This window comes from Plebeiibacterium sediminum (assembly GCF_026013605.1).
Classification (GTDB): Bacteria; Bacteroidota; Bacteroidia; order Bacteroidales; family Marinilabiliaceae; genus Saccharicrinis; species Saccharicrinis sediminus.
This window is the reverse complement of record NZ_JAPDPJ010000030.1, coordinates 53120-67672: the sequence shown is the minus strand read 5'-3', so window position 1 is coordinate 67672 and position 14553 is coordinate 53120. Positions and strand designations below refer to the sequence as shown.

Sequence of the window (14553 nt, the reverse complement as noted above, 5' to 3'; positions counted from 1 at the left end):
ATGTTGTAAAAAGTTTCGCAAAATCAATTTACAACTTTGAGGGGAAACCGAAAGGAAGTACCCTCTTTTATTTTTTTACTCGGTCACTAGTGATAGTTTTTGATGAATTACCCTATTGGTAAAACAAAGTTCACGAATACAAACAATATCATCAGATCGTGAAAAACAACACCTTTTTATATAATGAGTGATATCCTGAAAAAATGAACCATAAATACTCTCTTCTTGAACACTTATTTTAAATTTATAGTTAACTAAATACAATTCCGTATTCATATTCGAAATTCATTTTTTTAAAAAATCTTACAGTAAATCATCCGTTTTATCTAATTCTTCATTTGAAAAGTTTTCCAAATAAGACTTTACAACTTTTAAATTACTATGACTCAAACCCTCAGCTATTTTTTCTACACTTGCACCATTTCTTTTAAGAGTTGTGGCATAAGTATGCCTTGCCACATAAGAGGTTATTGGAACATTTATTTTTAAAATTTCAGCCATCTCCTTTAATTCTAAATTAAATTTGGCTCTACATTTTTTAATTCTATTCATTTTCTGCATCTCTGATTGATGAATGTGGTTTAATATTGGAAAAATATATTCAGATGAACCGTTCCTCTTTTGGAAGTAATTTACGATTTCCTGCAAATGAATATTATAGTTTAGATTTATTAGTTTACCAGTTTTTGATCTTCTGTAAATAATTCGTCCATCATAAATATTACAATACTTCAATTTCGCCATATCAGTAAAATTAAAACCTCTACCATAATAGCTAAATACAAACATTAAATGAGCTTGTTTATAATGTGGATACTTCTCAACATCAAAATTCTTAAATAATTTCATATCACTACCGGACAATGCCCGGGGTCTGGCATTTGACTTTAAATGAGATAAAGAATATCCAGTTTTATTAAATTGAGTAGAAAAAGGATAATGCGAAGTATCAAAATACTTACGCCTTATAGCTTCATTTAATACAGCTCTTAGACTTCGCATATGATGATGCACTCCTCCACCTGTATTGCCCTTCTTAAAAAGAAATGTTTCAAATGATTTTAGAAACTTATAATCAATACTATATAGTGAAACGTCTTTATTTTTCAAATAACTCTTTATAACATTAAAAGCATTATTGTATATAGAGGCGGTTGATACATTGTTCCGTTCTACCAATTCATTTATATAGCTCTCATACATGACAAATAAAGTTGATGATTCCGAATTCTCATCTCTAAACCTCGAAATAAACAACTCGAAACAAAAGTTCATTCCCTCTTTTGAAATATCTGCTAAAATCGTCTCTGCCTTCTCTTCATATACATCTAAGGCCTTATTTTTTGACTTATACCCCTTTGCTATTGAAGAAAATCTTTGTAAATCTTTATTCCATTCCTCCTTTTTAGCATTAAAACCCAAAGTTACAACGTTCTGTTTTCGTTCATGCAAAACACGAAGAATAACAGGATGCCTATTATCCGAATAAACTTTCCCTGTTTTCAATAATATTTTAATACTTGCCATTATTTATTCTGGTGCCAACATAGTGCAAACAATTATCCTTATAAAGGAAAACATAATCCACACAAAGCTAAAATAAAAACATCTAACTTACTAATAGATAAAACATAGGAAGCAAAAAGAAAACAAAAGAAAATTATAAAAACACACCTGGGGGACCAGGGGTCGCAGGTTCAAATCCTGTCATCCCGACAATTGATTACCAAGAGATTAGAAACAAATACTAATCTCTTTTTTATTTTAACGAGGGCGTTTTGAGGGCGATTGATATTTTTTTCATACTGGATCCATTAGTATTTTTTCTTTACAAACTCTCCGTAAAAAAATGGAATTATTTAAACTTCATCTAATACGTTTTATAAAATCACTTATTAATTCTAGGTTAACATCAATAGCTTCAAAATCGTAATGCCTAAAACTCGTACTTAGGTTAGTTGATATTTCTTTTAAATAATTAACATTGTTATCAATTGCTATTTTTTCAAGCAAAAATATTAGATGTCTTATCTTGTCTGATGAATGTAACTCCTTTATTTCTGCAATTAATGGCAAAATATTTCCCAATAAATCATTCACCAGTTGATCTCTATAATTTTCATCCAATTCAACATCTCGTAATCTATTCTTTCTTCTTAAGTTATTTACCTTTTTATAATTCAGATACCATGTTAAAACAACTAACAATTCTTTAATGTCAATGGGCTTTTTAAGTAAGCCACTAAAGTACACATTAGATTCCGCTAATAACTCTTTATTGTCACTAGCCGTTATAGCTATAATTGGAATTTTAGAATATTCTCTATTAGTCTTAATGATTTTTGCAGACACAATACCATTTAAAATGGGCATTTTTAAGTCCATTAATATAATATCTGGAGTAAAGTCTTTCAAGATAGCAATAGCATCCTGACCATTAACTGCTTCCTTGATCTCAAGTTTATATGGCTCCAATATATTTCTGATTAACCTTCTATCCATCTCCAAATCATCAACTACCAAAACTCTTGAAGAATTAAATTCTACAGAATTAGGTAAGAGAAGAACTTCTTTAGGTAAAGAAATGTTCTGCTCCAATATTTGCAGATGTGGAATTTTAATAGTAAAAGTACTACCATTTCCTAATGTACTATCTAGTAAAATAACTCCATTCATCAGATTAACTAAGCGTTTTACAATAGATAAGCCTAGTCCTGTACTCTCAAAATTTCTATTATAAAGTGTATTATCTTGTTTATAATCCTCAAATATATCTTTTATTTGATCTTCACTGATTCCTATTCCTGAATCTGATACTTTAATAACTAAATCACCATGGTATTCGCTAACGTTTTCAAAGAAATATCTAACCTGTATATATCCTTTTTGTGTAAATTTTACCGCATTACTTAAAAGGTTAATTAAAACTTGTTTTAGTCTTAACTTATCAATTAAAACCAATTCAGGAATACTACTATTTTCAAAAATATGAAAGGCCAAACCTTTTTTCTCTGCTTGTAAGTTAAAAACTTTACATATCTCATAAATTTCTGTAGGTAAGGTCACTTCCTCCAAAAATAAATCAAATTTATTAGCTTCTAACTTCGACAAGTCAAGTACATTATTAATTAGATTCAATAATGTTCTACTGCTATTTACGATTGGATTAACATATCCATTTAGGATATCATCATTAACCTTATTTATTAACAATTCAGAAAAACCAACAATCGCATTTAATGGAGTTCTTATTTCATGACTCATATTTGCAAAAAAGGCTGATTTTGCTTTATTTAAAGTTTCTGCCTTTTCTTTTGCTTGCAATAGTTCTAGTTCTGACAATTTAATATTGGTAATATCGTTGCAATTACAAATAAAGCCAGCATTTTTTTTATCCAACACAAAGTTTCCTATACTAACTTCTATATATCTTCCATCTATTAATTGAAATTCTTTAACACATCTACTCTGCGCCCCATGTTTAAATTCCTTAATGGTTTCAATAAAACTAAAATTATTAATAGTACTTCGCTTTATTAAATCATCAATCTGGTATGCATTAACAAATTCCTCAATATTAAAAATTTTTAAAATTGACTTTATCTTGCTGTTATGTAAAATTACCTGATATTCATTATCTACTACTACAAAACCGGAAGAACTTGATTCTATAGCAGCAAGAAGAAGAGATCTTTCCTTTAAGATCTCCATTTCTTTATTTTTATCATCGGTTATATCTTGAAAATAGCCAACTAAGGCAACTGGTTTACCTTCCAAATCCCAATCCGAAATTATAGCAGTATTTAATATCCACTTAATTTTTGTTTCAAAAACATTAATCCTAAACTTTGAAGAATAAACACTTATTTTTCCTTTTATAAAATTATCAAACTCATTAATCACTCTTTCCCGGTCTTCAGGAAGAGACAATTGATAAAACCATTCTAAATCATAATTAATCGTTTGTAAATTTTCAACAAGAGATTTTATTATAGGATCAATTTGAAATTTATTAATCGCTAAATCATACTTCCAAATAGCTATTTTTCCATTTTTTGTAGCCATTGAAAAAATATAATCACGATCTATAGAACTACTACCTAAAGTAAAACTATTACTAATATTTTCGATGGTTACTAAATACCCATCAATTGCAAATCTTCGATCTGATGTTGCATTTATATTCAGTTTAATTGTTTTTTCAAATCCTTGTTGCGAAATTAAAATATATCTTTGGTTTAATACATCAGAACCTAATTGATAAGCTGTGATTAATGATGATATATTTATATTATCACCAGAATTTACATCATATATAAATAAAACGTCTTCTACTAATTCACCAATAATATCACCCTTAGATACACCAACTAATTGCTCAAACTCTTTATTTATTGTAATTATCTTACCATTTTTTTCAAAAAATATAAATCCTAAATCAACTTTATCAAATATTTCAAAATAGTGATCTATATTATCTTCCATACATCTTAAATTAGAAAATTACTTTTTATATGCAATTCGAAAACCACCGCATTCATATAGATTATTACTTTTCCAGTTGGGAGCAAAAACTTGTATAATAATTTTTTGAGTAAACTCTACTTTAATAATTTTACTTTCACATAATACCTCACTGGCATTATCATATAAAACAGTTTCACTTTCAGGATCTATCAGTCTAAACTGCAAATCTCCAACTTTAGTTTTTGCACATATTGAAAAAAAATACTCCCTACCTCCATAAGCTGTCAAAATAAATTGTACATTTTTACCTTTTCGAATTTTAAAAGATCTTGACGAAGAGCTTTCTTCAAATCCTTGAGGTACTGATGCACATTTTTTAAAGTATGAGTTACAATTTTGACTAATTATGGAAATAGATATTAAAAATAAGAAGAAGAAGATAAAATAAAGTTTCTTTTTCATATAACATCTATATTGAATTAAGTAGAAAAACTCTTAAATCATGAATATTATCAAGAAAAATAAAATAGTCTTCCTCATTAATATCATAATCATTTTTACCTTTAATAACCACTTTTCCATCACTATCTATTTCAACTTCCTTCTTAGAATTCTTAACCTTTAAATTTTCAAATGACTGCTCTACTACTTTTAAGTTATGATATAGTTGTTCAAAAAAAGGCTCATTTGTATACTCATTAACTAAACTAATAACATCTTTGTAAATCAACTGTTGTTCTGCTATTTTATTTACAGATTCCTTTTGTTTTTCAAAATCTGATTGAATATATGATGACAAATATAAGCTTTCCACAATAGTACCAACAGACAATAGAGTCAGAGTACGTCCTTCATCAAATTCTTGCAAATAATTAATAACACCATCATATAATTCTCTTGAAATTACATAAAGAGAATCCGGATAAGAAGTTGAGTACATAATCTTAGTATATTGATCATTTGAAATATCTGGATGAAGTCCTATATCTTTTATTAACCTATCTACTTTACTAAAATAACTCCCCATTAAATCACTGCGTTTATAAACACTTAAATAAGCCATATCCGCAAAATAAAGTCCCAACAAAATAGTTTTATTATCTTTAAAATCTTTAGAAGGTTCTAATTTTGTCCCAATCAATAGTTTGCTTGAAAATCTAATTTGATTATTTGTAACATAATCTATTACTTCTTCTGGTGAAGGTAAAGCATAAAACACTTTACTAGTTGAATTGATTACATTTAAAGAATCATATATTAATCCTTCCTTTACGGATTCTGATTTTGTCTGTGAATAAGAACAACTGATTAAAGAACTTATCAAGACAATAATAAGCACTATAACATAACTTAATTTCTTCATAATTTTTAGGTATTGATATTAATTTAATTAATGTACAATTTTTTAATGAACTTGAAACATATAATAAAACAATATTATTGATAACACATTATTCTTCAATCAGTATTGATTTATCAAACAGAAAAAATCCATTTCAATTCAGACATTTCTGTACCGTTACTATTTATTTCAAACTTTCCATTCATATGCTCCATAACAAGCTCATTATAACTAACAAACAAGCACAAAGATTCATTATGTTCTTTATTATTATTGAAAGACGCCTCAATTTTTAATTCTACCACATTTCCGCTTTGGAAAGAAGTAATTCTAACTCCTGTTTTATATTCTAATATATCAATTAAAGCTTCCAGAATACCCGATATGCTATCAAATACAATTTTATTATTGATCAAAACGTCTATTTGATTACTCAATTTAACAATTAGTTCAATACTTTTATTTTCAAACAATTTCTCCTTATTAATAATAATATGATCAACTAATCCATTTAAGCTCACTTTACTAATTTGAATTTTCTCATCTTTATTTAGTTGTGATATTTCATTAGTTAATTGGGTTAAATAATTAATTCTTTCAAGAGGTATATCTAATTGTTGAATTGAATTATAAAGTTTTTGAGATTCTGCTAATGATTTGATTCTGTTCAATATTTTATGAATATCTTCAATAGGCTTAGAAATATTATCTCCAATAAATTCAATAAACTTATTTTTTATAAAAGATATATTGACTAATTTTTGGTTTAATACTTTTAATTCCTGCGTTTTTTTATGGACAGTTTCATTTAGTATATCATTATTTTTCAATAGAATTTCCCGATTCTTTTTTAATTCAATATGTGTGGCAACGCGAGCCAAAAGCTCTATTGAATCAAAAGGTTTCGAAACATAATCCTGACCTCCGATTTTTAAACCGGTTGCTACTGATTCAACATCATTTTTTGCTGACAAAAATATAATCGAAACAATATCATAACTAGGAATCTCACGAATCCGCCTACAAGCCTCAAAACCATCCACTTCAGGCATCATTATATCCAAAATAACTAAATCAAATGATTCATTTTTACACCATTTTAATGCCTCTAATCCTCCTAAGGCAACTTCAACTAAATAATCATTATCATTCAACAAATTAGCTATTACTTGAATATTCTTAGGATTATCATCAACAACAAGTACTCTCCCCTTTTTGTCTTCTCTCATTTTATATCCATTTACCTTATTAAGTTTATACTACCCTTTTTATATAAAAAATCACTATTAAAACTCTTTACCTTTACCACATAATTATAAATGCCTATTGGCTGCGGCGAACCTTTAAATGTTCCATCCCAACCAATATCAATATTATTACTTTCAAACAATAATGTTCCTGAAATATTAAATACTCGAAAATAAACTAATTGTTCAATTCCCCATCCTTCTACTTTAATAATATCATTAAGGTTATCATTATTGGGTGTAAAAGCACTGGGTACATCAACAGAATATTTTTTCTCCACCCCAATATTAAAATCGTAATCATATGTAAAACAATTGCTTGTATCTGTTACAGACACCGTATATTTTGTAGTTTCTAAAGGCGAAAAAGTTAGTTTAGAGCATGATTTACATGACAACTCATTTTCAGGACTCCAAACAAATTTTGATATGGCTGGATCAGAAATATCTAAATCTAAATGCTCACCTATTATTAATATTGTGTCATTTAATGATACTACTGGAGGCTGCTGCACTACCACAGTTAATGAATCTGCAGAACTGCAATTATTTATATCATTTACGAGTACTTTGTATTGCGTACTTTGGTCAGGTCTGGCAACAGGGTTGTCAATATCATTAAAATCCAATGTTGATTCGTTATTCCATAAGTAAGAAATACCTCCTTCGGCTAAAAGATAAGCCTCATCTCCTTTACATATAACAGTATCCTTAGATAAAGTAACAATTGGTAGAGGAAAGATCGTTATATTATAACTAACAGTATCTTTACATCCCAGATCATTATTGGCAACTAGGTGCAAAATTTCTTCGCCTGCATTATTAAAATTAAAGACTGGACTGAAATCATAAGATTGTTGACCAGAATCGGTATACCACAAATAACTACTTGCATATTTTGAATTATTTATAACACTTGGTTTAAAAGGAACACATCCTTTATTTTGATCATCAATAAATGAAAAGTCAGCAGTTAATCCACTAACACTTACAGTATCTATAAATACTTTATTACATAATCCAGATTGATCAGAATTTAATAATAATGTTATATAATAATCTCTTTTGTTTGAATACTTATGCATTAAAATAGTATCATTTGAAAAACTACCATCTCCAAAATCCCATAATACAGTCGATAAATTCTTACTATTGTCAAGCGAAAACAAAATACTATCATGCACACAAACAGAGTCTTTTACTAATATTTCAGCGTAGGGTCCTTTTATATCAATGAGGTTCTCCTTTACAATAGTGTCTGCACACCCATTTGTTGTATACGAAATTAGGGTAACATCATAATTTCCAGGTTTATTATAGATATGCTGTGGATTCTTTAATGCTGAACCGGAAAAATTATCACCAAAATACCACTGATAACTACCTAAATTATCAGATTCTGACGCATCAAAAAAGTTTACTAAAAATGGATAGCAATTTGATTCCGTTAAGCTATTATTAAAATCAGGATTGGGTGGTTTTTGTACATTAATGAATAACTTTTTTTCTGTTGTTGTTGTACACCCATGATCATCAACAATATGTAGACTTACATCGTAATTACCTTCATCTTTATATGCTTGCGATGGATTTCGTTCAGAACTAGTATACCCATTTCCAAAATCCCAATTAAAAGACTCAATATTGCTATTTGAAATATCATAAAACCGAACTGAATCATTTATACAAATATTATTTTTTGTACTTTCAAAATCAGCATTCGGTTCTATAGCTTCTATTGCTTTATTTATTAAATTCACAGACCTACAACCTTTTGTATCCTCTATTGTTAAAGAGATGTTGAATTGACCAAAGTTATTAAACTCATGTTGGGGGTTTTGTTCGATACTAGTTGAGCCATCACCGAAACTCCATTCCCACTTGTATATAGGATTTAAAGATTCCGATTCATCAAAAAAATGGAATTTAACAGGCATACACCCCTCTATATAATTACTACTAAAATATGGTAAAGGTTTAAAAAATTCAATATTTCTTTTAAGCGTATCTGTGCAACCATTCACATCCTTTACCATAAGAGCTATTTGATAAGTACCTTGTTCCTTATATTGATGAGAAACAGTAATTTCATCAGTGAACAGCAAATCGGTTTCATCTCCAAAGTTCCATAAAAATGTCTTGATTTCATCATTATATAAAAATGGTGATACATTTAAGGAGTTATGTGCAGACAGAAATATTTCCGTGTTAACACATGGTTTTGACTGAATTGTATCAAATAAGGAAACAGGATTAATTATTTGAATCAAATTTTCATAGTTAAAGGTACAACCATTATTAGAACTTGAAACCGTAATTTCATAACCTCCATTATTTACATAAGTATGACTGATATGGGATTCTGAAGATTCAATACTTGTTCCATCTCCAAAATCAAAAACATAACTATCTACACCCTTTAACTCCAATTGAAATTTAGCTTTAGAATGCTCCTCACAAATGTCCTCTCTTGTAACCTTTAATATTGGTCCTTTAATATATATAAAGTCATTTTTCTGCAAACTCGACATACAGCCATTATTATATACAGACAACTTTACATCCATATAGCCTGTATCAACATATTGATGAAAAGATTCACCAAAAACACTTGACTCCCCATCTCCAAAAGCCCAAATTCTATTATCAATAGCTGAATTACCAACTGTAAAATCTTCAAAAACCACAAATTCTTCCCCACAATACTCTTTTTCAGAAATAGAAAAATCAACAAACTGAGGTTCCCCCACACTAACTGTTTCTTTTGCAACAGCTGTGCATCCCAAATTAGTTTCGGTATGTAATATTATCTCATAGTTTCCGACTTCAGAAAAAACACGATGCATAGTTTCTTCAGCTGAGTATTGTTGCCCATTCACTTCCCAATACTGATTTTTAATCTCATCCTTGTTTGTATTATATACAATCTTTTTATCAAAAGTTAAATCGAGTGGTTTACATCCACTGGAACTTTTATCTGAAATAATCTCTATCTGTGGTAAATTAATTTCAAAAACATTGCTTTTTACTACTTTATTTTCGCACCCATATTTACTTCTAACATATAAAGTATCACTATAAGTTACTTTTTGATTAGTTTCCAATGCTTTTGTTAATACATATGTATTCGTTGGACTTTTATCTGTAGCTATATTTCCATTACCAAAGTGCCACTCGTAACTTTCAAAATCATTTATGCTTGGAACATATTTTATAGCAACAGGTACATTACATGCATAATCTGAAGACAGATAAAAATCTACAGACATATCCTGTACATAGATTTCCTTTTCAACGACATCCTCACAATCGTAATTCTCAACAGTTAGCCTTACTTTATATAATCCTGAAGTGGAATATTTATGATATCCATTAATAGATTCAGCAATAGAGCCATCACCAAAATCCCAATAATTTTTTCGATTGTTTACTGATTGATTTTGAAATACGACTTCCTCATTAATACAAACAGTATCCTTTTCAATAGCAAACAAGGCTTTTGTTTCTGAAACATCAATAAAATTATGCCTTATTATTGAATCCACACATCCTAAATCATCTATCACTCTAAGCTTTACATCATAAGTTCCAACGTCTGTAAAAACTAATGAAGGATCTTTAGTAGTTGAATATTCATTATTTCCAAAATCCCATTCATATTGTAAGGTACCCATTCCGTATGATTGATTAAAAAATTTCGCATCAAGTTCACCTGAACAACTCTTTCTCTCCATTACATCAAATATAGCAGTGGGGTTCTGAACCCGAACAAGGTTTTCATATGAAATTCTGGAACTACATCCATGCTTTGAGGTAGCAATTAATAAAACATTATAAATACCCGGATTGGTATACTCGTGGGTGGGATTAAACTCTGTTGATAAATTTCCATCCCCAAAGTCCCACAAATAATCATCTATAGAATCTTGTGGCGATTCTATACTTGTAAAAGATATATTTTGTGGAACACAACCTGTAACATTGTCTGAATATGTAAAATCAATTTCCGGTTTATCAAAAACTCTAATATAGTCTTGCTTTTGTATTACATTTTGCCCATCATCTCCACTTATTGTTAATGTAACAGTATAACTACCTACATCATTAAAAATTGCCGTTGGATTTTCTAAATTTGAAGTATTACCATTACCAAAATCCCAAAAAAAAGTATATGAACCATTATTTATGAGACTACTATTAAACTCCACTAATAAAGGAGAACAGCCTTCGTGAACCGAGGATATTAAATCAACTTCATTTTGGCTATAACTAAAATTAGAACATAAAAATATCATTAAGATAGATATGTAATTTTTTATGTAACTTAAACTAAATTTTCGTAGTATAATCATTATAGTATTGGGTTAGTTTGATAAATATAATCATTTATAAGCCCAAAGAAAAAATTTTTAACGTTTATGCAACCTTTACGAATCCTAATATTATTTGTTTTAAGTTTTTTAGTATTTCTTGAAGCAAAATGTCAAACAAATTTATTTTCTCAAACATTTGAAAGCCCAATAAATTTAAATCCTGCATTTACCGGATATTTTGAGGAGGATTGGCGATTTATTAGCAACTTCAGATCTCAAGGGCAACATTTTGGCAAAGCTATAAATACTATTAATGGATCCTTTGATAAGAATATAAAATTTGAAAATGGCCAATTAGGTGCAGGCCTACTATTAAATAGAAACTATTCAAACGGTATATATGTACCTGCTTCAGAATTTTATGTATCAATTTCAAGTTTAATAAAAATTGCAGCAACCAATAATCTTGGCATAGGTATCCAAATTGGATATATTAATAAAAATCTCTCCTATCAAAACTTAACATTTCCTGAACAATACGACAGATCTATTGGTGGCTTTAGTAATAACTTGCCTCTATCAGAAAATTTTAAATACTCCAATTCATCCTATATTGATTTAAATGCAGGAATAATTTGGTCACTAATTAAAGAAAAACAAGAAGTATTATTTGGATCTTCCGTACAACATATCAATCAACCTACTGATAACTTTATTGATGGAGACAACAAACTAACTATGAAATATAATGTGCATAGTATTTTTAAATACAAATTACTTAAAAATCAATATTTAAGTCCACAAGTTTCCTATTCATTAAGAAGCAAAGCATCCGAATTATTAATAGGAACACAATACGGCAAGGGATTAACGACCAATAAAAGTAATTTTAAAAGTATTTCATTAGGAATCTACTCAAGAAACATTTTTAATGAAAATATTCAATCAATGATTTTACTATTTGGATTCGGATACTTAAATTGGACTACATATATAAGTTATGACATTGACGTATCTGGTTTAAAATCTACAAAAACATATAAAAATGCAATTGAGATTACTTTAATTTATAAGAGACCTATAGCTAAACTAAAAAAATTAACCATCCCATGTATAAAATATTAATAGCAGGTTTAATTGTTTGTTTAATCTCAATAAATTCATTTGCTCAGTACAATGATTTAGAACAATACAAAAAATGGCAAATTAAAGATTTTGCTATCGATGCCTACAATCAACAAGATTATTATACTGCAATAAACTTATACTCATATCTATCGAATCATTATCCACAAAACAAAACTTACAAGTGGAAATTAGCTTTATCCTATTTGTATTTTAGGGATTATACGAATTCATTGAAGATTTTTAATTATTTAGAAAATAATAATTCAAACAGACTTGAATTAGTCAATTATTACAAAGCCATAGTTTTACAACACTTAAACAAACATAAAGATGCTTTACAGACCCTAAAGTCCATCAAATATTCTCACAAAAAAAAATGGATGCCTCACTATTTTGATCAAATGGTAGACACACACATTCATGGTTGTAAATTAGTATTAGAAAACAACTTTATGAATGACAGTATTATTCTAACAAGGCTTAATCAAAGTATTAATAGTCCACACGTAGAATCAAATCCTTTTTATTTGAACGATACTGTGTTCATTTATACATCTACTAAAGTTGATTCATTAATGTATTACAATAGCTATGATAAATTTCCCAAACGTAATTTTTACACATCTGTTTTAACTAAAGATAAACAATGGTTTGGAGGGAATCCGGCTAAGTCACCATTTATAAACAGCAACAAGTTCGATACCGGAAATGGTGTTTTTTCCTTTGATAAACAAAGGTTTTACTTTACTATAAGTAAAAAGAACTGGAACAATAAAATTATTACACATATTTACGTAACCGAACAAAAAAACAATACATGGTCTGAACCTATATTGTTAAAACAAAGTATTAATATAGACAATTATTCATCTACACAGCCAGCTATTGGCACTTGTTATAATCCCAACCTTGAAGTGATATATTTCATATCGGATAGACCAGAAGGATATGGGGGAACTGATATTTGGTACTTTACTTTTAATGTAAAAACACATAAATATTCTCATCCAATTAATGCAGGAATTAGGATTAATTCATTTGGTAATGAAACAACTCCTTTTTTCGACAAAGAGCAACATTTAATGTATTTCAGTTCGGATGGATGGCCTGGCTATGGTGGATTAGATATTTTCTGTACAAAAGGAGATATGGTTAACTGGGAGAGTCCTCCTGATAATTTAGGTCGCCCTTTCAATTCATCTGTAGATGACATGTATTATACCGAAAATGAGTTAGGAAACAAGGGCTTTCTTACATCTAATAGACCAGGAGGAAACTCGGTGGCTCACAACACATGTTGCGATGATATTTTCAGCTGGCAAAAAGGTGCTCCGCAAAAGATAAACATAAAAGGACAACTCTTATCTCAAGAAATATTATTTAATCAATCTATAAATAATGACAGTACTATAGATAAAACATTAAAAAAACCGCTTACCAACAGTGAAATAAACTTGTATATAAAGAAGGATTCTGTTAATAGTGTTTTTATTTCCCAAAAACATACTGATTCTGAAGGCCGATTTTCCTTTTTAGTACCTAAAGGATATGATTATGAAATTTTTATTAATGATAACAGGGTTCTCGACAAAAGAAAATCTTTTAATGCAATTACAACAAGTAAAAATATTATAGATATACCTTTAAAACCTATAGTTACTAAATCAATAGCTAAGAATACAATTATACTTGAAAATATATACTATGAATTTAACCAAACAACACTAAATCTACAAAGCAAAGCTACTCTGGATTCTACTTTACTAAAATTCCTACAATTATATCCTGATGTCATGGTAGAAATAAGATCTCATACTGATAATATAGGAAACACTCAATATAACCAAGAGCTATCAATAAAAAGAGCTGGCAATGTAGCAGCATACCTTATAGAAAAAGGAATTAATAAAAGTAGGCTTAAATATAGTGGCTATGGTGAATCTGCCCCTATTGTTCCTAATACATATCCTGATGGGAAGGATAATCCGGAAGGCAGAGCTCGGAATAGGAGAACTGAATTTAAAATATTACAGAATAATTAACTCATTAATCATAC

8 protein-coding genes are annotated in these 14553 nt (G+C 28.8%); 2 read left to right on the top strand and 6 right to left on the bottom strand.

The window, feature by feature from the left end; genetic code table 11:
• Positions 1-303 precede the first annotated feature (303 nt).
• From OM075_RS13530 to OM075_RS13505, 6 genes are all read right to left on the bottom strand, one after another.
• The gene (locus tag OM075_RS13530; RefSeq protein WP_301191060.1) at positions 304-1527 is read right to left on the bottom strand and encodes a site-specific integrase; all 1224 of its coding nucleotides are present in this window, start codon (positions 1525-1527) and stop codon (positions 304-306) included.
• Positions 1528-1866: 339 nt separating this feature from the next.
• Positions 1867-4485: a PAS domain-containing hybrid sensor histidine kinase/response regulator gene (locus OM075_RS13525; protein ID WP_301191059.1), complete on the bottom strand. Its 2619-nt coding sequence runs from the start codon at positions 4483-4485 to the stop codon at positions 1867-1869.
• Between the two features lie 18 nt (positions 4486-4503).
• A complete protein-coding gene (locus OM075_RS13520; protein WP_301191058.1) occupies positions 4504-4929 on the bottom strand; it encodes a hypothetical protein in 426 nt (141 codons plus the stop codon).
• Positions 4930-4936: 7 nt separating this feature from the next.
• Positions 4937-5830: a hypothetical protein gene (locus tag OM075_RS13515; protein ID WP_301191057.1), complete on the bottom strand. Its 894-nt coding sequence runs from the start codon at positions 5828-5830 to the stop codon at positions 4937-4939.
• 113 nt (positions 5831-5943) lie between these two features.
• Positions 5944-7038 carry a response regulator gene (locus tag OM075_RS13510; protein ID WP_301191056.1) on the bottom strand — a complete coding sequence of 365 codons (1095 nt, stop codon included), beginning with the start codon at positions 7036-7038 and terminating at the stop codon, positions 5944-5946.
• A gap of 11 nt (positions 7039-7049) precedes the next feature.
• The gene (locus OM075_RS13505; RefSeq protein ID WP_301191055.1) at positions 7050-11351 is read right to left on the bottom strand and encodes a PKD domain-containing protein; all 4302 of its coding nucleotides are present in this window, start codon (positions 11349-11351) and stop codon (positions 7050-7052) included.
• Between the two features lie 123 nt (positions 11352-11474).
• Between OM075_RS13505 and OM075_RS13500 the strand changes: the two genes are divergently transcribed.
• Entirely contained in the window at positions 11475-12494 is a 1020-nt protein-coding gene (locus tag OM075_RS13500) for a PorP/SprF family type IX secretion system membrane protein (protein WP_301191054.1), read from the top strand.
• Complete coding sequence (locus OM075_RS13495; protein ID WP_301191053.1) at positions 12479-14539, top strand: OmpA family protein; 2061 nt, start codon at positions 12479-12481, stop codon at positions 14537-14539. The genes OM075_RS13500 and OM075_RS13495 overlap by 16 nt, the downstream gene beginning before the upstream one ends.
• Positions 14540-14553 lie beyond the last annotated feature (14 nt).

Bases quoted from the DNA above. Each gene is read 5' to 3' on its own strand.
- OM075_RS13530 (WP_301191060.1), bottom strand. From the start codon at position 1,527: ATGGCAAGTATTAAAATATTATTGAAAACAGGGAAAGTTTATTCGGAT.
- OM075_RS13525 (WP_301191059.1), bottom strand. From the start codon at position 4,485: ATGGAAGATAATATAGATCACTATTTTGAAATATTTGATAAAGTTGAT.
- OM075_RS13520 (WP_301191058.1), bottom strand. From the start codon at position 4,929: ATGAAAAAGAAACTTTATTTTATCTTCTTCTTCTTATTTTTAATATCT.
- OM075_RS13515 (WP_301191057.1), bottom strand. From the start codon at position 5,830: ATGAAGAAATTAAGTTATGTTATAGTGCTTATTATTGTCTTGATAAGT.
- OM075_RS13510 (WP_301191056.1), bottom strand. From the start codon at position 7,038: ATGAGAGAAGACAAAAAGGGGAGAGTACTTGTTGTTGATGATAATCCT.
- OM075_RS13505 (WP_301191055.1), bottom strand. From the start codon at position 11,351: ATGATATTTTTATGTTCTAATTTTAGTTATAGCCAAAATGAAGTTGAT.
- OM075_RS13500 (WP_301191054.1), top strand. From the start codon at position 11,475: ATGCAACCTTTACGAATCCTAATATTATTTGTTTTAAGTTTTTTAGTA.
- OM075_RS13495 (WP_301191053.1), top strand. From the start codon at position 12,479: ATGTATAAAATATTAATAGCAGGTTTAATTGTTTGTTTAATCTCAATA.